Genomic DNA, 19,705 nt, shown 5'->3' with positions numbered 1-19,705 from the left:
GTCACGCTGCCTCCCTTTCGCTGACGCGCTGGAGCGGATAGCGCTCCATCAGCTTCGCGAGGATCGCCGGGCCGCTCGCGTCGACCGGCACGAACATGCGCAGCTTCCAGGAGATGATTTCGTGGAACAGCCCATAGGCGGAAAGACGCTCGCGCATCGCGTCGGTGAATCCTGACAGTTCGATGCGGTGCGCGCCCATGACGCGGACGCGCCGAATCTGGAGATCTTCGGCGAGGTGGAGGACGGCGCGGCCATCCGTCAGGGCGGCGAACGCATCCTCTGCGGAGAGATCGGCGGCGCCAGCTGTCAGCGCTCCCGCGACCCAGGCAGGCGTGACGCGGCGGCCGATGATGCGCTCGCCGTCATCGGTCTGAAGGCGATAGACCCGCGTCGAATCCTTAGGCAATCGCTTCCAGATCGGCAGCAGCAGGCCGGCGACAATATGGATCGTGCTGTCGGAAAATTCCGGCACCGTAGCGACCTCGGCGCTCCACGCGGCGGCAAATGCGTCCCGGTCGGCCTCGGTCCAATGGCTTTCCTCCATCATCTTCAGAGACGTATAATGTTGCTCCATCGGCCGGACGAGGCGCACGCGCCGCTCGATCTCGCCATCGTCGAGCATCAGCGACGGCGCAGGGAGTTGAACCGCGGCTCGGCCCGAGCGCTCGTTGACGAGCGGCACAGCGCGCCGATCGGCGAGGAGATCGAGCGCCTGGTCGAGCGTCAGGGGATGGTTGCGCTCGCGCTGCGTTATCGTCAGGAGGCGCGTCTCCGCGCCTGTGCCGGGGTGGATGTAAATGGTCCGGCGATCGGTGACGAGGAAGCTCTCGGCGCGCAGCGTTTCGAGTCCGACGTCATAGACGCCGGCGGCGATGGCGCCTTCGACCTTGGCGTTCAGCAATTGCTCGAACGCCGTGAACAGAACGCCCTGCAGTTCGATGGTCAGCGCCAGCAGTCGATTGAGAAAGGTGGTGATCTGCGGCAGATCGTCCTTGATCCCGTTCGAATCCGTCAACGATAATCCGGTCGCGTCTTCGAAGGTTTGCAGGGAGCAGCCCTCGATCTTACCGCGGACGAGTAGCAGATAGAGCTGGCGCAGCGCGTCACGGGCGTAATGGCTCTCCAGATTGTCCTCCGGGCGGAACAGGCCCTGGCCGCCCGTCTGACGCTGGCCTCTGGTGATCGCGCCGAGCGTGTCGAGCCGGCGCGCGATGGTCGAGAGAAAGCGCTTCTCCGCTTTTACGTCGGTCGCGATCGGACGAAAGAGCGGCGGCTGCGCCTGATTGGTACGGTTGGTGCGACCGAGGCCCTGGATCGCCGTGTCGGCCTTCCATCCCGGCTCGAGCAGATAGTGGACGCGGAGCCGCTGGTTCCGGGCGGAAAGCTCCGCATGGTAGCTGCGGCCGGTTCCGCCGGCGTCGGAAAAGACGAGGATACGCTTCTGATCGTCCATGAAGGCGGCGGCCTCGGCGAGATTGGCCGAGCCGGCGCGGCTTTCGACGGCAAGGCGGTCGCCCTTGCGCACGATCCGCCGCGAGCGCCCGGTCACCTCGGCGACCATGTCGGTCCCGAAGCGCTGGACGATCTGATCGAGTGCGCCCGGAACCGGCGATAAGGAGGCGAGCTTTTCGATCAGCGCGGTGCGACGGGCGACTGCCTCGCGGCTCTCGACCGGCTGGCCGTCGCGAAAGACCGGGCGCGACGATAGATTGCCCTCGCTGTCGGTGAAGGGCTCATAGAGTTGCACCGGAAAGGAGTGGGCGAGATAGTTGAGCACATATTCGCGCGGCGTGATGTCGACCTGGACGTCGTTCCATTCCTCTGTCGGAATCTCCGAGAGGCGGCGTTCCATAAGAGCTTCGCCTGTCGAGACGATCTGGACGACGGCGGCGTGTCCTTCCGCCATGTCGCGCTCGATCGAGCGGATCAGCGTCGGCGTCTTCATGCTCGTCAGCAGATGGCCGAAGAAGCGCTGCTTGGCGGATTCGAACGCCGATCGTGCGGCGGCTTTGGCCTGCCGATTGAGCGTTCCAGTGGCTCCGGTGATGTTCGCCGCGCGCATGGCGGCGTCGAGATTATTGTGAATGACGGCGAAGGCTTCGGCGTAGGAATCGTAGACGCGGATTTGTTCCAGCGTCAGCCGATGCTCGACCAGCTCATATTCGACGCCCTCGTAACTCAGCGAGCGCGCCGTATAGAGGCCGAGCGCGCGAAGATCGCGGGCGAGCACCTCCATCGCCGCGACGCCGCCGGCTTCGATCGCCTCCACAAATTCGGCGCGCGTTGCGAATGGAAAATCCTCGCCGCCCCAGAGGCCGAGGCGCTGGGCGTAGGCGAGATTGTGGACCGTAGTGGCGCCGGTCGCCGAGACATAGACGACACGCGCGTTCGGCAAAGCGTGCTGAAGACGAAGTCCCGCGCGACCCTGCTGCGAGGCGGCTTGGTCGCCGCGCTCGCCCTTGCCGCCGGCGGCGTTCTGCATGGCGTGGCTCTCGTCGAAGATGATCGCCCCGTCGAAATCGGGACCCAACCATTCGACGATCTGCCGCACACGGGAAGCCTTCTCGCCACGCTCGTCGGACCGCAGCGTAGCGTAGGTCAAAAATAGGATACCTTCATGAAGAGAGATCGGCTTGCCCTGAGGGAAGCGCGAGAGCGGCGTGACGAGCAGCCGCTCCATGCCGAGCGCGGACCAGTCACGCTGCGCATCCTCGAGCAGCTTGTCGGATTTGGAGATCCACAGCGCCCTGCGGCGGCCCTGCATCCAATTGTCGAGGATGATACCGGCCGACTGGCGGCCCTTGCCAGCGCCGGTCCCATCGCCCAGCATGAAGCCGCGGCGAAAGCGGATAGCGTTCTCCGCGCCGTCTCGCGCCGCCGCGCCGACGTCGAAGGTCTCGTCGACCGTCCATGAGCCGGCGAGAAACGCCGAATGGGCTTCGCCGGCGTAGATCACTGTTTCGAGCTGGGCGTCGGAGAGCTGGCCGTCAGAGACGATGCACGCCGGCAGGCGTGGCCGATAGCTCGGCTTCGGCGGCGCGACCGAGGCCATGGCGGCGGATTGCACCAGCTTGGTGGGATGCGCCTGAGAGCCGGGAATACGGATCGACTGCAATCCGTATTCTTCATAGATCGCATCCGTCAGGCGCGCGCCTTCCGCCGGCGTCCAGTCGACGATCTCATAGGCGAACTCGACGCCATCGGGCGCACTGGCCGGCGTCTCTCGGCGAACCGGAGCGTTTCGAACGGAAACGGCGGGCGCCATGCGCGGCTGCGGACCGCTGGCTGGCGCCGGCAAGGCGACCGGCAAGCGCGGGGGCGCCAGCTCGCCAATCCAGGCGAGGAGCGTGGCGACATCGGGCGCCATGCCGGGCGGCGCCGGAAAGAAGGTCGGATCCTCCGCCGACAGCTTGTCGATGATCGTGAGCCGCGTCTCGATCGATGTGCCATGCTTGGCGTAGACGGCGCCATCTATCGCTGCGGAAAAGACGACGCGGCCGCGCCGCTGAAGGTGGATAAAGGCGTCTCGCCAAGCAGGCGCGTAGGGCGTGCAGTTCGCGCCAGTGATCGTGACGAGTCGCCCGCCATCGACTAATCGCGCGAGGGCGGAGGCGATATGACGATAGGCGGCGTCCGCCATTCGGCCAGAGACATTCGCCACGGCCGAGAACGGCGGGTTCATCAGCACGACGGAGGGAACGATCGCCGGATCGAGATGATCGTCGATCTGCGCTGCGTCGAAGCGGGTGACCTGAACAGAGGGAAAAAGAAGGGAGAGCAACTCGGCTCGATTCTCGGCGAGTTCGTTTTGAATGAGGGATGCGCCAGCTATCTCGGCGAGAACGGCTAGCAATCCCGTGCCGGCCGAAGGTTCGAGAACGCGGTCGGCGGGCGAAATCGCCGCTGCGGCAAGAACCGCGACGCCGAGCGGGATCGGCGTCGAGAATTGCTGGAAGGTCTCGCTTTCCTCCGATCTGCGCGTATGCGTCGGCAAGAGGTCAGCAATCTTCGACAGCATCGGAAGTGCGGCGGCCGGAGAGCCGGCTTTGCGGAAAAGCGCCTTTCCGTATTTGCGCAGGAAAAGGACTGTCGCCGCCTCGCAGGCGTCATAGCCCATCTTCCAGTCCCAGGCGCCGGAAGTGTCCGATGCACCGAAGGCGGATTCCATCGCTGCGCGCAGGATTGCGGCGTCGACGCGTCGGCCCTGTTCGAGATGGGGAAGGAGACGGCGAGCCGCGTCGGCGATCGCGGCGCCGGTAAAAGAGCGATGAGTGAGTGTCGACGCAGCCGCATCGGTGGCCGCGGGAGCAGAAATTCTGGACATGGAAGAGGTCTCGGAAGAGCGGGAGCGGACGAGCCGGCTGGCGCTCTCTCTCTGACCCGCCGGCTCGCCTCCCTTCCGGCCGGCCTCTTCCTCTCACCGCGTTTCCGACGACTCGTGTGAAAGCACGGTCATTCGGACTCGCGTGACGGCGAGGTCTCAGGCGCTTGATGATGGAGCTCTCGATCGCCGGCATGAAAAATGGCGGAGCGCTTTGCAACGCTCCGCCGAAAGATCATTCAGCCGCAATCGGAATCGCCGCTCTCATTCGCTTCAACGTCCGAGAGAAACTCAGGCAGCTCTTCGGATTCGCCGGCTGTTTCGCCCACTTCGAGATCAGCCTGTTCGAAGTCGTCGAGCCTCAAAGGCTCCGGCAGCCAGCCGGAGTCGGCGAGCAGGCGTTCGGCTTCGACCGCCATCTCGCCCTTTTTCAGATGTTCGATGAGCTGGACGGCCCGTTCGCCCATGGCCTCGCGGACGGCGTCCTGGATTCGCCGCTTCGGCACGCGACCGAGATAATTGTCGATGGTCGGCTTCCAACCGGCGTCGACCATATTCAAGTCGACCGCTTGAGCGAGCCGGTCGGCATTTTTGAGGCGCTGCTGCACCGAATGCGCCGTGACCGCGCCGCCGCCATAGCGGTCCGCCTTCTCATGGAGTGCGTTGACGCCATGGCTGACGCAATGCGCGAGCAGCGCCAGGCGAAGCGTGTCGTCGAGGCCGACAAGCCAATCCCAGAGTTGCTGGTCGTCTCTGGGAATGCTCGATTTCCACGCGTTTTGCCGCTCCGCGATCGCATGTGAGCTGGCGCTGTTCTTCAGATCCGTGGGCTGGATCGGAAAGGCGATCTGCCGCAAGGAAATTTCTAAGCCGGCGGCCGAAGTCGACGCATAATGGAAGGTGTCGGCGACGAGCTTATGCAGCAGCGCCGTCATGGCGACACGCGGATTATTCGCGACGGCGTTCTGCAACGCCAAGGTTCTGTGCGCCGTCAGCTCGATCATCAGCCGTTCGGGCAATGGCGCGAGCGCGTCGGTTTCATCTTCTTCCGAGTCGACCGGGCGGCCTTCGATGGTGATGACGGGTTGCTGTGTGGCGGGAGCAAAGGCTGGTGAGAATTTGCCGGCACCCGCATCCTCGTTCGTGTTCTCCTCTTGCACGGGCGGCTCGTCCTCGGGCCGGACATAGCCGCGATCGACAGAGAGAAGGCCTTCGGCGTCGATGCTGACGAATGCTCCTGCGCGAGCGATGTCGCCCAAGTCGAAGCTCTGCGGCCGATTGCGCAGCTCGGCGAGCCCAGTCTCGATCTCGCCCAGGCGCCGGTCGACATCCTCCGGCAGCTCGTCGACTTTTTCATATTCGGTCTCCAGGCTCTCATGTTCGGCCTCGAGCGAATCGATTGTCGCCTGTTCGTCGTCGGTCAACTCGATGGGCGCGCCAACGAGTTCTCTCAGCCCATTCGTATGTCCGAACGGAAACGAGACCGCGACCTCGACCCATTTCCAGCCCTCGGTGGCGACCGTTTCGGCCGCTGCCTTCAACTTCTCCTCGACGAGGCTGTCGAGCAACGCGACATTTTCCAGCCAGCCGCCATCGTCGTGCTGGAACAGGTCGCGCATGACGATGCCTCCTGCCGCTTCATAAGCGTCGAGGCCGACGAAGACGGCTCGCCGATCAGCGGCGCGCACGGCTTTTTCCGTCAGCATGCGTCGGATCTGATAAGGCTCTTTCGACCAGGACTTTTCCAGCGCCGCCCAGACTTGCTCCTGCCGAGCATGGTCCGACGAAACGGTGAAGGCCATCAACTGCTCCAGCAACATTCCATCTTCGGCATAGATGTCGAGGAGCTTCTCCGACACGGTGGTCAGCCGCAGCCGTTGCTTCACGACATTGACGCCGATGAAGAAGGCTGCGGCGATGTCCTCCTCGGATTTGCCCTTGGATCGCATCACCTGAAAGGCGCGGAACTGATCGAGCGGATGCAGCGGCGCGCGCTGGACGTTCTCGGCGAGGGAGTCGTCTTCCGCGAGAATGTCGCTCGCGGGATCCCGGACGACACAGGGGACGGGCGCCGTTTTGGCGAGACGCTTCTGTTTGACCAGAAGCTCGAGCGCCCGATAGCGGCGACCGCCAGCGGGAATTTCGAACATGCCGGTCTCGGCGCCGTCGGCGTCGAGCACTGGGCGGACGTTCAGGCTCTGGAGCAGTGTGCGCCGAGCGATGTCGTCGGCGAGCTCCTCGATCGAGACGCCGGCCTTCACGCGCCGAACATTTGCCTGGGAGAGGACAAGCTTGTTGAAAGGAATGTCGCGCGAGGACGACAATGTGATTTTCTGAACGGCAGTAGCCATGGGGATAAACTCCGTGACGGGCGGCCGAAAGCCTCTCTCTCGGCTCGCAGCCCGTCACGAAGCGCGGCGCCGCCCTCTCACTTTGAGGACGACGCCGCGGGAACGAGGATCAGCAGATACGGAAATGCGTGGAGCCGGAGATACGGATTTACGTGTCTCCGGCTTTCCGGAATTCAGGATGCGCGATCGAGGAGCTTCTTGGCGCGCGCCTCCAGATCGAGACGGGCGTCCTGATGGGTTTTGTTCCGCGCGACGGCGGTGATGCCCTGCACGAAATCGAAAATGCTCTCGGGCTTGCGGCCTTCCTCGGTCAACACGGTCTCGATGATCTTCGCCGTTTCCTTCTTGGAGAAGCTGCGCCGTCGCAGGAACTCGTCGCGGTCTTCGTCCGTTCGGGCGACAATCTTTTCCCGCGCCGCCTTGATGCCGTTCACGAATGGCATGGGCGAGGAATCGGCGAATCGTGTCAGCGCCGGAGCCGCCTCGTGCGCGAAGCGGGAGGCGGCGTATTTCGAGTGGCGGATGGTGATTTCCTCGAAATCTTCGACGCCCCACAGATTCCTGTTTTGGCAGACCGCGCGGAGATAGAAGCTAGCCATACCGAGCGTCTTGGCGCCGACTTCGGAATTCCAGCAGTAGAAGCCGCGGAAATAAAGATCGGGCGATCCATCCGGCAGTCGACCGGCTTCGATCGGATTGAGATCGTCGACAAGGAAGAGAAAAACATCGCGGTCCGAGGCATAGAGGGTCGTGGTGTCCTGGGTGATGTCGACGCGCGGATGGTAGACGCCGGTCGACCAGTCGAGCACGCCAGGCACTTTCCAGCGGGTATCGCCGGTGCCGTTTCCCGCGATGCGCTGCACGGCCTCGACGAGTTCGTGATCATAGATGCGGCCATAGTCAGGGCCGGTGACGGCGCGCAGCTCGACGCGACCATCTTCGATCTCGAGCGTCTTCACCTGCTCGGCGCGATGGGAGCTCAGGCCATATTGCAGGTTGATGCCGGCGAGCGGCGCGGGGAGTTGGCGCAGATAGGCCGCTGGCGCTCCGATCAGGCCGGCAAGCTGACCGAAGCTCCAATGGGTTGGCGCGATCGGCACGTCGGAGCCCGGCAGCATCAGCGCCAGGCGGTCGGCATCGTCGCGGCTTGCCTCGACCCGGATCGCCGCGCTCTCGACGGTTCGGGTGCGGCTGCGCTCGGTCCGGCCACGGACGGCGGCGTAGAGGTCCGACAGGGACAGGTAACGCTCGTCCGCCGGCCGCGAGAACCATTCCGACGATACGCGGCCGATCCGCTCGCCGCGGCTCACATCCACCTTATAGCCGCCAGCGCGGTCGCGAGCGGCGTCCAGAATCTCCACATGGGTCATGGCTAGTCTCCATGACGGGCGCCGGAGGCCTCTCCTCCAACCTTCAACCCGTCACGGCGAAGCCGGTCCGTCCTCTCACTCTAAAAGGGGCGTTGCGGGGATCTCCCCGCAGAAGGGGGTACGGCGGCGACCAGGGGAAGGCTTTCCCCTCCAGGCCTTCCAGATCGCGGCCCAGGCACTTCCAATTAGCGGACCATTGACTCCCAATCAGCCGATGCCAATAGTTACAATCTTCCGGATTCGGAGACGGCATGTTCGAGCGGTTTGTGGAGCGACGGGCGGAGGACGCCCTTTCTGATACGCCGGTGGTCCTGATCGTAGGCCCGCGCCGTGCCGGCAAGACCACGCTCGTCCGAAAAATGGGAGAAGCCGGGCGGACCTATATCACGCTCGATGACCGGACGGTCCTTGAGGCCGCCCAGTCTGATCCGGCCGGCTTCATTCGTGGCCTCGACCGGGCCATCATCGACGAAATCCAGCGCGCCCCTGACCTGCTGCTGGCCATCAAGAAGACGGTCGACGAGGACTATCGGCCGGGCCGCTTCCTGCTCACCGGCTCGGCGAACGTCTTGACCTTGCCGCGCGTCGCCGACAGCCTGGCCGGCCGGATGGAGACCATCCAGATGCTGCCGCTCGCAAGGGCTGAGGTCGAAGGCCGGATGCCGACTTTCCTGGAGCATCTCTTCGCAGGAAAGCTGCGGAGCCAGCGGGACGCAATCCTGGGCGACGACCTTGCCCAGCTTGTCCTGCTCGGCGGTTTCCCCGAAGCGATCAGTCGCGACAGCGAGCGCCGACGGCAAGACTGGTCAAGATCCTATCTCACATCGGTGCTAACGCGCGATCTGCGGGATATTGCTGACGTCGAGAAGCTGACGGAACTGCCGAAATTCGTAAGGCTGCTGGCCGAGCACTCCGGCCAGTTGGTCAACTATTCGCAGCTCGGCGCCGGCATCAACGTCAGCCACAAGACGGGGCAGCGCTATGTCGGGCTGCTTGAGCAGGTGTTCCTGATCGCGACGGTGCAACCATGGTTCACCAATGCGCTCAAGCGCATCGTCAAGACGCCGAAGCTGCACTTCCTCGATTCCGGCCTGCTTGCGACTGTGCGCGGTCTTTCCTTCGACAGGGTCAAGGCGGATCGCAGCACGTTCGGCGCGCTGCTCGAAAGCTACGTGTTCGCGGAGGTCCTGAAGCTGATGACGGCCTCGGACCTGCGGCTGACGCCTCACCATTTTCGGGATCGGGACGGGCGGGAGGTGGACATCGTGCTGGAACGCGATGATGGGATGATCGCAGGTATCGAAGTCAAGGCGAGCGCCACGGTCAAAGCCGGTGATTTCGGCGGCCTGCGGGCCCTGGCCGAGGCGTGCGGAGATCGCTTTGCCTTCGGCGTCGTCCTTTACGACAGCACGGACGTCGTACCGTTCGGCGACAAGCTGGCGGCGGCACCGTTGTCGAGCCTCTGGGATGGAAAGGCGCTGCCGAACAAGGCAGGCAAGGGAGCGTCGCGTGGGGCTGTATAAGAAGTGGTGCGACGGCACCAAAGAGAAGGACAAACGGAAGCACTACTGGACGTATGTCGAAAAAAACGGCGGCCGCGACGAAATTCGCGACGACCTCGCCGAGACGATCCGCTCGCACTACGACAGGCTGGAACGCATTGCAGACGATGTGAACCGACTTGGATACAAGGTAGCAGCCAAGATCCTCAGCGAGGCGATGCCGCAAACGCCCAAGAGTCGCTCGGGCGATCTGGGCGAGATTCTCGCGACGGAACTGGTCGAGGAAGAGATCGGGCTGCGCGTTCCCGTGCGCCGTCTCCGCTATAAGGACGGCCGCAACATGGCCATGCGCGGTGACGACTTCATCGGCGCCGGATACGATGCGGCCGGGGAGAAGCTCTGGCTTCTGAAAGGCGAAGCCAAGAGCAACAAGGTGCTCGGCAAAGCCACCGTCACGAGCGCTCGCAAGGTGCTCAACCGCGACAGCGGCCGTTGCACGCCCGGCTCCCTGTTGTTCGTCGCCAACCGCCTGTTGGAGGGCACTGATCCGGACGACAACGCGCTGGGCCGCAGCCTCCGTGACGAGGTGGGCCTGAAGTCCCTTCGCGCCGATCGTATCGACCACATGCTCTTCACCGTGTCGGGCAACGGCCCCCACGCCTCACTGAAGGAGGACCTCGACGCCACGGGGACCAATCGGGCCCGAACGGAGGCGTATTATCGGGGTCGATGCAGATCGTCGCCGTTTTTCGCGCGGCGGCGTCGACGAGATGCGGGAGCTCGAGAGCCACCGCGACTTCGTAACGTCCACTTTGCAAGAGCGAGGATTCTGTCGCCGACAATCCTCCCATGGGTATGGCCAGCGCAAAGACTGTCGACGCCGATATTGTTTTCATGTTCGGATTCCGCGTGAAGCATCGATCGTTTCGAGCATGCTCGAGCGCCTTCCGCCATCCGTTTCTTGCTTTCGAATGTACTCGCGCGGAAGGGCGCCGCCGTCGCGCCGCTCGAGACGACCCTCGCAACCGATTTTGGGACGACTATGCGGCCAGTTCGGGAACTTCGACTTCGATCAATCGCAATAATCGGGCGATGCCGGTCCCTCAAGGACTTGGCGCTGGTCGATCCGCCCGCGAGCTCGGCCAGGCCGAGAGCGCGACGTCCGCCAATGCGTCGAGGACCTTTCGGCTGACGCCGTCGCGGGCCTGGATCGACAGCCCCTGCACAACGGCGGCATAGTAAGAGGCGAGGGCCTGCGTATCGGTCGACGGCGCGAGTTCGCCCTCGCTGGCGGCGCGATCGAAGCGCGCCTTGATCGCCGCGATCGTCGCGAGCCTTCGCCTTGCAACATCCGCCGCCACCGAAGCGTGCTCGGGCGCGCACGCCACCACGCCGCTCGCCAGCATGCAGCCTGCCGGCGCCGGCCCCTCCGCGTAGACCTCGATCGCCCCACGCAGAATGCGTTCGACCGCGCGCCGGGCGCTCGGCTCTTCGGCTAGCGCGCGCTGGGCGAAGGAGCCGTAGGTGGCGCCGTAGCGGTCGAGCGCCTCGCGGTAGAGCTGCTCCTTGCTGCCGAAGACGGTGTAGAGACTCGGCGGCGTCACCCCCATGGCCTCGGTCAGGTCGGCGATCGAGGTCCCCTCATAGCCACGACGCCAGAACAGCCGGAGCGCCGTCTCCAGCGCCTCGTCCCGGTCGAGCGCTCGCGGGCGGCCGCGCGGCCGCTTTGCGATGGTTTTTGTAGTGACCAATATAAAAATCCCTTGCGAGGATGCGAAGGCTCAATTTAATATCGCTCGCTAGTTTATTGCAAATGGAGAAACCCGTGACCGATTCACGCCAATCTATCGCCACGACACGCAGAGCTTACAGGCTTACGCGAATCGACCGCGGTCTTCGCCTCCAGCAGGTCCGAGAGGCGGCGCCGACTCCTGGGCCGAACGAGGTTCTCGTCGGGATCGAGGCGGCGAGCCTCAATTACCGCGACCTGCTCGTGCTGCGCGGCGAGTTGGGGCCTGTGCGCGAGGGGTTGATTCCGCTCTCCGACGGAGCCGGCCGCGTCGTTGCGACCGGCTCCGATGTTACCCGCTGGCGCGCAGGAGACCGCGTCGCTCCAACTTTCTACCGGGATTGGGTTGTCGGTCCCTATCGTGAGGCCTACGGCCCATCGGCGCTCGGCGGCGGCGCCACCGACGGCGTGCTGGCGGATCTGGTCGTCGTACCCGAGGCCTCGTTGGCGCCCGTCCCGGACAGCCTGAGCCTGGAAGAGGCCGCGACGCTTCCCTGCGCCGCCTTGACCGCCTGGCAGGCGCTGGTGGTGCGCGGTGGCTTGGCGGTCGGCGACACGGTGCTGGTGCAGGGCACGGGCGGCGTCGCGCTCTTTGGCTTGCAGATCGCGAGCGCCTTCGGCGCGAAAACCATCGTGCTGTCGTCCTCGGACGAGAAGCGCGAACGCGCAACGAAGCTCGGGGCCTTCGCGACGGTGAACTATCGTACGACGCCGGACTGGGATGTCGAAGTCCGCAAGCTGACGGGCGGGCTCGGCGTCTCGCACATTCTCGAACTCGGCGGACCGGACACGTTCGACCGTTCGCTGCGTGCGCTCGCCGCCTGGGGGCATATCGCCCAGATCGGCGTGTTTAGCGGCTTTGGACCGCACTCGAACCTGATGCGGCTGCAACTGATCAACGGAACCATCGACGGCATCAATGTCGGCTCCGCTGAGCAATTCGAGGCGATGAACGCCTTCCTCGCCGAGCATCTTATCCGTCCTGTGATCGATCGGACATTTTCGTTCGACGAGACGCAAGCCGCCTACGACGAACTCGCGAGCGGCCGCCACTTCGGCAAGCTCGTCATCCGTCTTTGACGTCGCGAGGCGGCAAGAAGCGCGTGTTCATTCACCTTCCACTTGCTTTGCGCTTTCGATGCTCATGGCCCCTCCGATCTGGAAGTTTTAATTTGCAACTGCAATGGGCGTGGCGGTTGTGGTTTCGATATGCAATCTGTCCAACTCTCGGGAAGTCGCCAGCCGATCTTCCGGCCCGGACGGGGACGAGAAATCGCTGTGCGCTCAGGCCTGCCGGATGAATTCCGTGATGAGCCTACCGACCTCGTCCGGGGCATCCTCGAGGCAGTAGTGACCAACGCCAGCCAGACGATGTACCGGCGCGGCCGGAAAGAGCTGGGTGAAGAGCGGCAGGAAATGCTCGGCGTGAAGCGTGCGGTCTGCTTCACCCCAGATGGCGAGGGCGGGTCTGGCATGGATGGCGCGGATGGCCGCTGCGTCAGGCGTCTCGAATCTGTGCGCGCCCGAGGCGAAGCCCTTGGCCCAGCCGATCGCGCCGAGACAGTCGGCAGGGCTTGCGAAAGGCGATCCGTAGGCGTCGAGCCATGTGTCGGTGATGAGCGTGTTGTCCTCGAAGCCGTTGAGCTTGAGCGTGCTCAGGATATTGAAACCGAGCCGCCCCAGCACAGCTTCGAGGCTGCCCTCCGCTTCGGCTTTCGCGATCCATTGAAACCAGGGCGAGACGCCGACATTCGCAGTCACTCGCTCAATGAGATCGGCCTGGCCAAACGGCGTCGGTCCGTTGGTCGAGATAACGCGACGAATGCGGTTGGGATGCCGGGCGGCGAGCCCCATGCCAACCGGACCGCCGAAGTCGTGCATGACGAGGGTGATATCGTCGAGATCGAGCGCAAGAACGAAGAGCTCCAGATTGTCGATGTGATCCTGCAGCCAGTAGGCCCGGTCCGGCGGCGTATCGCTCTTGCCGAAGCCCATATGGTCCGGGACGACTACGCGGTGCGTCATGCTCAACACCGGGACCAAGTGGCGGAACAGATAGCTCCAGGTCGGCTCGCCGTGCAGGCAGAGTATGACCCCTGCTTCGCCGGGCCCCTCATCGACATAATGCATACGGAAGCCGGGAGCCGCGGTGAAATGCGGGGTGTACGGAAAGCTACCGCCGAAGGTGGCGTCGGATCGGGTCATGCACGTCTCCTCTCACGGAGTCAGCACTAGTTGGGCATATGGTTTCAAATTAAAACCATATGCCGTCATATCGCTTGAGGTTTTAATTTGCAACTATTACCTTCAGAAGGCGACAAACCGCGATCTTCCCGGTTTCGAGGGGAGATGGCATTCGGGAGATTGAACCCGGGAGCACCGTCTCGATGGTCAAGAGAGTCAGCCACAAAGATTCGAGCTGCGGCGTTGCCAGGCCACTGGACGCGATCGGAGACTGGTGGTCGTTGCTGATCGTTCGGGATGCTTTCGATGGCCTGCGCCGGTTCGGGGAATTTCAAAAGGACCTGGGGCTCGCGAAGAACATCCTCGCGGCCCGTTTGCGTAACCTGGTCGCACACGGCATCATGGACACCGTCCCCGCGTCCGACGGTAGCCCCTATCAGGAATACGTGTTGACAGAAAAGGGGCGCGGCCTGTTTCCGCTCCTGGTCGCTCTCAGGCAGTGGGGCGAGGACTTCTTCTTCGAGCCCGACGAGGCTCACGTCCTTCTAGTCGATAAGAGGAGTGGCCTTCCGGTGCGGAAACTGGAGCTTCGCGCCCAAGATGGACGCGTTCTGGGACCGGAGGACACGGTCGTGCGTTCACCGCCGGATGCGACTGGAAACGCTTGGCGATAAAACTGCATTATTCGTCGGTTGGCGCAGCGGATCGCCGATGGCGCTTCGGATCCCCTGCGCCAACAAGGCCGAGACGGCAGAGTTCCGGCGGCGCAAGCGGGGATTGGAGGCAGCGTAATTTCCGGCTGTCCTCCACAGGGCGCTCCCGTTGCGCCGTGCGGGTTGAAATTGCTACGTAGCAAACGCGGCGAACGTCGTCTGGATGTCGTCGAGTTTGTCGAATTCGTGAGAGCGGTTGATGCATGGCCGCAGCCAGGCCGTGCGCCTGCCCAAGGAATTCTGTTTCGAGGGGAACGAGGTGCGAGTCAGCAAGGTGGGCGACAAGATGATCCTGGAGCCTTTGGAAAAGGAGCCGTTCGACGTGGAGGCCTGGCGCGCGCGGCTCGACGCCTTGGGCGCGCGGGACTTCTTGTCCGATGGTCTGCCCGACGATCCGCCGCTCGAGCCCGACGACTCGATCTCATTCGATTGACGCGGACGATGTTTTGTCTCGACACCGACAGGATCGATGATGGCGCAACGGATCACCCGTGAAAGCCGATAACCGGACCGGTTTTGGGCGACGGGCCGAGGTTAGACAAACCGCGGCCAGTTTCCGCGGCGGCGACCGCGGGCGTCGTTCCGGCGCCGGAGCAGCATGACTCGGCAGGTGGCGAGCGAAGTCACACTCGACGTGACGAGCATTACTCGGGCAACCCATGTCGCGCCACGGAAATCGGGCCGCGATGATCGCGCCGCTGCGTCTCACGTGTGTAGGGCTTGGAGATTCATGAGCCGTTCATCTGCGGAGCGCGATGCTGGCTCGTATCGTCGCCGGGTCGAGCAAGTCCGCATGATGGAGTAGCGAGAATCGCGTGACCGTTACACGGGGGAGAATGTTCATGGACAAGAAGACCGTCGGGTTGGTCGGCGTAATTTCGGCGTTGCCGCTCACTGCGGCGCCCACGGCCGACGCGCGAACGCTCGATCAAGTGATGTCACCTCGTTCCTATGCGGAACTTCTGCAGCCGATCCCGAATGCCGCGGCGCTCCTTCGGGAGGCCGAGTCGCGGAAGGCGACACAATCCGAGCCGCGCATCCAGATGGCGCAATATTATGGCAATCCTTACTACGACGGTTACACCTACTATCCGTACCGACGGTGGCGTCATCATCATCATCATCACCACCACCACCACCACCACCACCACCATGGCTGGGGTTGGGGCGGCTGGGGCTACTACGGCCCGCCGCGCTATTATCACCACCATCATCACCACCACCATCACTGGAATGATTGGCGCTGGTAGGAACACAAGCCGCGCCTGTCATTCGAGACGCGGCTTTTTCTGCTTTTCCTCGGCCGAACGTGCCGCGCCATGCATGTGGCGATAGGTGCCGTCGAAAACCGTGTCGCTCGTCGATAGCCATTGCGAGTCGACGCCGAGCGTCTCTCGGCTCGCATGGATGCGTCGCGCTTGCAATTCACGTTCGGCCGTCTCGTCGAAGCTCATCGGCTCGAGCTCGATATCACTTTCCGCCGGAATCATGGTGAACTGAGCCATCGGCGTGCCGGTTCGGAAGATATGCGTTTGTCCCTCCGTCGGTGATTTGAAAACGAGAAAATAGATCATCGGCCACCATTCGCGTATGATGGCCGGCACTGCGATCGGCGCGACGCCGGCGCTGTCGGTATAAAAGCTCGGATGAGTCTCGACCTTGATCGCATAGCCGGCTTCTGGCTTGAGATCGAGCAGGAGCTGATAGGTATAGAAGCTGCCCCCAAAATCACGAAAGGGCGGCCAGCTGCGGCCGGGACTCGGCGGAGCGCCGAAGTCGCCATCGAATATCAATAGTCCGTTCTTCTTCGAGACGTGCAGCTCGTTTTTGTAGGGATAGAGAATTTCCACGCCATATTTGGCGTATTCGGAAAATGGCACGCAGTGCCAAGCATGTTCATGGGAGCCATCCGTGCGCTTCTCCGGCTGCCCTGCCCAGCCAGGGATTTCCATCCGCGTGCGGCGGGGCGTGAGATCGTCGCCGTTCATCCGGAACTTGATTTTTTTCACCAGGATTTTCCTTTCGTTCGGAGGCAGCTCCGGCAGCGCGCTCTGCTCGAATTGCCACGGCGTTCTAGACGGCGTCGGAAGTCTAATGATCCGGCAGAACGCGGGCGCATCCGAGCAGTCGACGATACACAGTTACCTGGGCTTCATTACGGCGACGAAATCGTGGATCATGAGCGTCGCGACCATGCCCGGTCGCAGCAGCAGATCGGGATTGAACGCCTCTATGACGACACGATATGTCGAAGCGTGGTCGGCATCCGGGGTCGAACGTGAAACTTGCTCGACGATTCCCGAGAATGCGCGCCCTGGCAGAGAAGCGACGCTGAAAGCGACCTGACTGCCGATCCTCGGTTGCCGCAGCTCGCTCGAATGTATCGTGACGACGATCTCGACGACGCTGAGATCGGTCGCGATCGTGAACAGTCGCACAGGCGCGTCTCGCGCCTCGATCGCAAGGCCGACTTTCGCCTCGCGCGCGATTACAGTCCCGTCGACCGGCACGGCCACGGCGGCTTGCGCCAAACGCTCCTTGGCTTCGCTCAGCCTAGCTCGCCGCAGAGCGAGCGACGCCTCCTCCCGATCCGCCCGCGCCTGCGCGCGGGAAAGAGCGACCTCAGATTGGGCGAGCCCCTTTTTCGACAGAGCTCCGTGATCCGCCTCGGCTCGTTGGCGCTCGAGCCGCTTTTCCATCCGGGCGAGGGCCGCTCTTGCTGTTTCGAGACGGGCGTCAGCGAGAGCGATGTCCGCTTTTGCTTGCTCGACGGCGGCGCGGTAAGGCTGCGGATCGATCTCCGCGCAAATCTGGCCTGCCGTCACCTTTGTCCCGACGTCACAAGAAACTGCCCGGATGGTCCCCGATAGACGCGTGGAGATCGGCATGGCGCTCGCCGCCTCGATGACGCCCGTCGTCGTCACGCCGCCTCGCGGCGCATTGCGCTCCCATCGGAAATAGAGCCATCCGCCTCCCAGGAGGATTGCGAGAGCCGCTAGCGTCGCGAAAGCTGTTCGTCGAACGCCCCTTGCGCCAGACGCCGAACTTATCGCGCGATCAAAAGTGGAGGCTGCTTCGGATTTGCGCGTCTGCGGCTCTCGCAGCGATCCGCTCCCGCTGAATTCCGACGCGGCCTGCTCATAGACGTCCTCCTCCTGAGCATTGTGGACTCGAACGAGAGTCTCGATCGCTTCGATGATCCGCTGCGCGTCACGGATCAGATATTTGTCGGGCTCGTGCCGGCGCAGCCCCTCGGCGAGGCGCGCCAGCAGCCTCGCCTGATGGCGGATCTCTCTATGCGCGCGGCTCATGGCGCCGAGTCCTTGCCCGCTCGGAAGATAATGCGAGATGCGCGGATAAATGTCGCTCTCGTCGTCGCGCTCGTGCTCCAATATGACGTCCGTGACCAGACGATCGGCTTCGTCTATATATTCGGATGCGCGTCGCGGAGAGGCCGCGTCCAACGCATCGGCGATCTGCCGCAGGCGATCGAGGCTCTGCTCGATTTTCTCGTGATCTTCGCGCAACGCCCGCGTCGCTGTCTCCGGCAGAGGACGTCGAAGCAAGGTCGAGCCGCCGCCGAGCGCGCGCAGAGCGTTGAGGATGACGGCGATGTCGATCGCCTCTTGTATCAGCGCGCCGCCCACAGGGCCGATCCAGCCGAAGGCCGCCGCTCCCATCGTCGCGAAGGACAGAGTCATTCCGGCGATGATGCTCTGCAGTGCGATGAGGCGGGTTCGGCGCGCGATGGCCACCGCCTCCGAGACGCGGTCCAGCCGATCGACGAGAATGACGACATCCGCCGCCTCGGATGACGCGCTCGCGCCGCGCGCGCCCATGGCGACGCCGACATCCGCTGCGGCGAGGGCAGGGGCGTCATTGATTCCGTCGCCGACCATCAGCGTCGGATGCAGGCGTCGCTCGATTGCGACGGCGTCGACCTTGTCGGAAGGGATTCGGTCGGCGAGGACCGCGTCGAGATCGAGCGCCGCGCCGATCGTTTCGGCGGCGTCGGCGCGATCGCCCGTGACCATGACGATTCGACCGACGCCCGCATCGCGCAGCGCTTGGATCGCGCGCGGCGTCTCGCGCCGAAGCGCGTCGGCGAGAAGGAGGACGGCGATGAGGCGCCCGTTCGAGGAGACGAAGACGGTGAGCGCGGAACGCCAGGAGGCGCGGCGGGCGGCGCGGGCGGCCCAATCCTCGAGGGCTTCATCGCCCTGCACGAATTGCAGCGCGCCGACGCGAATGTCGCGCCCGTCGACCTTTCCCTCGATCCCGGTTCCGAACGTCTCGCGGACTTCGGTGGGAATATGGAGAGAGAGGCCTCTTTCCGACGCCGCGGCGACGATGGCGGCGGCGACGACATGATGGGACGCCTGCTCGAGCGATGCGGCGAGCCGCAAGGCTTCGTTCGCGTCCCGATCCGAACCCGTTTCTATCGCGACGAGCCGCGCGCCGCCGACCGTAAGAGTGCCGGTCTTGTCGAACATCACCGTATGCGCCCGAGCAAGCGCCTCGAGCGGTCCGCCGCCTTTGATCAGGATGCCGCGTCGCGCCGCCCGCGACGCGCCTGCGACGAATGCGGCCGGCGCCGCGAGAATCAATGGGCAGGGCGTGGCGGCCACCAGCACCGCCAATCCGCGAATAGGATCCTGCGAAAGCGCCCAGGCGGCTCCTGCGGCCAGCAGGGCCACGGGCAAGAACAGCAGCGCATAGCGATCCGCCATTCTGATGAATGGCGCTTTCGCCGTCTGCGCGGCGGTCGCGAGCTCGACGATTCCGGCGTAGGTGCTGTCGCCCGATGCGGCGGTCGCCTCCATCTCGAAGGTCTCGCCGGCGTTGACCGTTCCGCTCGAGGCGGCCTCTCCGATGCGTCTTGCGACAGGAAGCGGCTCGCCTGTCACCGCCGACTCGTCGAGCAGCGCATTTGCCCCGACGATCCGGCCATCCGTCGGCACGACCTCGCCGGCCCGAACCAGCAGAAGATCGCCGACCGCGACATCGTCGATCGGAATATCCTCGATCCTGTCGTCGATCCGTCGACGAGCGATGCGCGGCGCGCGATCGATCAGCGCTTTCAGGTCGCGTTCGGCGCGACCGACCGCGATATCTTCGATGACGCTGCCGCCGGCGTACATCACCGCGACGATCACCGCCGCCAAAGCTTCTCCGAGCGCCAGCGCCGCCGACATGGAGAGAAGCGCGATCACGTCGACGCCGGCGCGCCCGGCGAGCAGATCGCGCGCGATCGCGACGGCGAGGCTCACGGCGACCGGAACCGTCCCCGCCGCCCACATCCATCTGGCCAGATCCTGGCGACCGAAAAAGGCGGCACAAAGCCCCGCCGCCAGAGCGCAGGAGGCGAGCAGGATCAGCGCCCGGCGCCAGATCCGTCCTTTCGCCGTCGGACTCATCCTCGTTCCGCTCTCGACGCCCTCGGCGCGGGCGTGGAGGCGGAGACGTCCGGTCTTC

The 19,705-nt window shown here is 64.1% G+C and carries 13 protein-coding genes and 2 pseudogenes; 6 read left to right on the top strand and 9 right to left on the bottom strand.

Annotation, left to right across the window (positions count from 1 at the left end):
• Position 1: 1 nt before the first annotated feature.
• The 4 genes and pseudogenes from VIF40_RS11730 to VIF40_RS11715 form a co-directional block, all read right to left on the bottom strand.
• Entirely contained in the window at positions 2-4,324 is a 4,323-nt protein-coding gene (locus tag VIF40_RS11730; RefSeq protein WP_331937690.1) for a strawberry notch-like NTP hydrolase domain-containing protein, read from the bottom strand.
• 236 nt (positions 4,325-4,560) lie between these two features.
• Positions 4,561-5,481, bottom strand: a complete 921-nt coding sequence (locus VIF40_RS11725) for a hypothetical protein (RefSeq protein WP_331937703.1) — start codon at positions 5,479-5,481, stop codon at positions 4,561-4,563.
• A 900-nt stretch (positions 5,482-6,381) separates the two neighbouring features.
• Positions 6,382-6,672: pseudogene (locus VIF40_RS11720) on the bottom strand (ParB/Srx family N-terminal domain-containing protein); the annotation flags it as partial.
• Positions 6,673-6,845: 173 nt separating this feature from the next.
• Positions 6,846-8,042, bottom strand: coding sequence for a DUF932 domain-containing protein (locus VIF40_RS11715; protein WP_331937689.1), 1,197 nt, complete (start codon positions 8,040-8,042; stop codon positions 6,846-6,848).
• A gap of 251 nt (positions 8,043-8,293) precedes the next feature.
• Between VIF40_RS11715 and VIF40_RS11710 the strand changes: the two genes are divergently transcribed.
• Positions 8,294-9,565, top strand: a complete 1,272-nt coding sequence (locus tag VIF40_RS11710; RefSeq protein WP_331937688.1) for an ATP-binding protein — start codon at positions 8,294-8,296, stop codon at positions 9,563-9,565.
• Positions 9,552-10,457 (top strand): DUF1837 domain-containing protein, encoded by a 906-nt coding sequence (locus VIF40_RS11705; RefSeq protein WP_331937687.1) that lies wholly within the window; start codon positions 9,552-9,554, stop codon positions 10,455-10,457. Before VIF40_RS11710 ends, VIF40_RS11705 begins: the two co-directional genes overlap by 14 nt.
• A gap of 190 nt (positions 10,458-10,647) precedes the next feature.
• Here VIF40_RS11705 and VIF40_RS11700 read toward each other — a convergent pair whose 3' ends face one another.
• Entirely contained in the window at positions 10,648-11,295 is a 648-nt protein-coding gene (locus VIF40_RS11700; RefSeq protein WP_331937686.1) for a TetR/AcrR family transcriptional regulator, read from the bottom strand.
• 74 nt (positions 11,296-11,369) lie between these two features.
• Here VIF40_RS11700 and VIF40_RS11695 point away from each other — a divergent pair, with 74 nt between their 5' ends.
• Complete coding sequence (locus VIF40_RS11695) at positions 11,370-12,413, top strand: NAD(P)-dependent alcohol dehydrogenase (RefSeq protein ID WP_331937685.1); 1,044 nt, start codon at positions 11,370-11,372, stop codon at positions 12,411-12,413.
• 204 nt (positions 12,414-12,617) lie between these two features.
• Here VIF40_RS11695 and VIF40_RS11690 read toward each other — a convergent pair whose 3' ends face one another.
• Positions 12,618-13,538, bottom strand: coding sequence for an alpha/beta fold hydrolase (locus tag VIF40_RS11690; RefSeq protein ID WP_331937684.1), 921 nt, complete (start codon positions 13,536-13,538; stop codon positions 12,618-12,620).
• A 182-nt stretch (positions 13,539-13,720) separates the two neighbouring features.
• Here VIF40_RS11690 and VIF40_RS11685 point away from each other — a divergent pair, with 182 nt between their 5' ends.
• The 3 genes from VIF40_RS11685 to VIF40_RS11675 all read left to right on the top strand — a co-directional run bounded on the left by VIF40_RS11685 (position 13,721) and on the right by VIF40_RS11675 (position 15,480).
• Complete coding sequence (locus VIF40_RS11685) at positions 13,721-14,191, top strand: helix-turn-helix domain-containing protein (protein WP_331937683.1); 471 nt, start codon at positions 13,721-13,723, stop codon at positions 14,189-14,191.
• Positions 14,192-14,429: 238 nt separating this feature from the next.
• Positions 14,430-14,663 (top strand): antitoxin, encoded by a 234-nt coding sequence (locus VIF40_RS11680; protein WP_331937682.1) that lies wholly within the window; start codon positions 14,430-14,432, stop codon positions 14,661-14,663.
• A 409-nt stretch (positions 14,664-15,072) separates the two neighbouring features.
• Positions 15,073-15,480 carry a hypothetical protein gene (locus VIF40_RS11675; RefSeq protein ID WP_331937681.1) on the top strand — a complete coding sequence of 136 codons (408 nt, stop codon included), beginning with the start codon at positions 15,073-15,075 and terminating at the stop codon, positions 15,478-15,480.
• Between the two features lie 18 nt (positions 15,481-15,498).
• Here the strand turns inward: VIF40_RS11675 and VIF40_RS11670 are convergent, their stop codons facing one another.
• The 3 genes and pseudogenes from VIF40_RS11670 to VIF40_RS11660 all read right to left on the bottom strand — a co-directional run.
• Positions 15,499-16,239 carry a hypothetical protein gene (locus VIF40_RS11670; RefSeq protein WP_331937680.1) on the bottom strand — a complete coding sequence of 247 codons (741 nt, stop codon included), beginning with the start codon at positions 16,237-16,239 and terminating at the stop codon, positions 15,499-15,501.
• A gap of 132 nt (positions 16,240-16,371) precedes the next feature.
• Positions 16,372-17,334, bottom strand: coding sequence for an efflux RND transporter periplasmic adaptor subunit (locus VIF40_RS11665; RefSeq protein ID WP_349257413.1), 963 nt, complete (start codon positions 17,332-17,334; stop codon positions 16,372-16,374).
• 21 nt (positions 17,335-17,355) lie between these two features.
• Positions 17,356-19,647: pseudogene (locus VIF40_RS11660) on the bottom strand (heavy metal translocating P-type ATPase); the annotation flags it as partial.
• Positions 19,648-19,705 lie beyond the last annotated feature (58 nt).

This window comes from Methylosinus sp., assembly GCF_036560965.1.
Lineage (GTDB): Bacteria > Pseudomonadota > Alphaproteobacteria > Rhizobiales > Beijerinckiaceae > Methylosinus.
The sequence above is the reverse complement of the archived record's forward strand: the minus strand, read 5'-3'. Positions and strand labels throughout refer to the sequence as shown.

What these genes read in the sequence shown, in the direction of transcription:
- VIF40_RS11730 (WP_331937690.1), bottom strand. Translation starts at nt 4,324, where the DNA reads ATGTCCAGAATTTCTGCTCCCGCGGCCACCGATGCGGCTGCGTCGACA.
- VIF40_RS11715 (WP_331937689.1), bottom strand. Translation starts at nt 8,042, where the DNA reads ATGACCCATGTGGAGATTCTGGACGCCGCTCGCGACCGCGCTGGCGGC.
- VIF40_RS11710 (WP_331937688.1), top strand. Translation starts at nt 8,294, where the DNA reads ATGTTCGAGCGGTTTGTGGAGCGACGGGCGGAGGACGCCCTTTCTGAT.
- VIF40_RS11690 (WP_331937684.1), bottom strand. Translation starts at nt 13,538, where the DNA reads ATGACCCGATCCGACGCCACCTTCGGCGGTAGCTTTCCGTACACCCCG.
- VIF40_RS11685 (WP_331937683.1), top strand. Translation starts at nt 13,721, where the DNA reads ATGGTCAAGAGAGTCAGCCACAAAGATTCGAGCTGCGGCGTTGCCAGG.
- VIF40_RS11680 (WP_331937682.1), top strand. Translation starts at nt 14,430, where the DNA reads ATGCATGGCCGCAGCCAGGCCGTGCGCCTGCCCAAGGAATTCTGTTTC.
- VIF40_RS11675 (WP_331937681.1), top strand. Translation starts at nt 15,073, where the DNA reads ATGGACAAGAAGACCGTCGGGTTGGTCGGCGTAATTTCGGCGTTGCCG.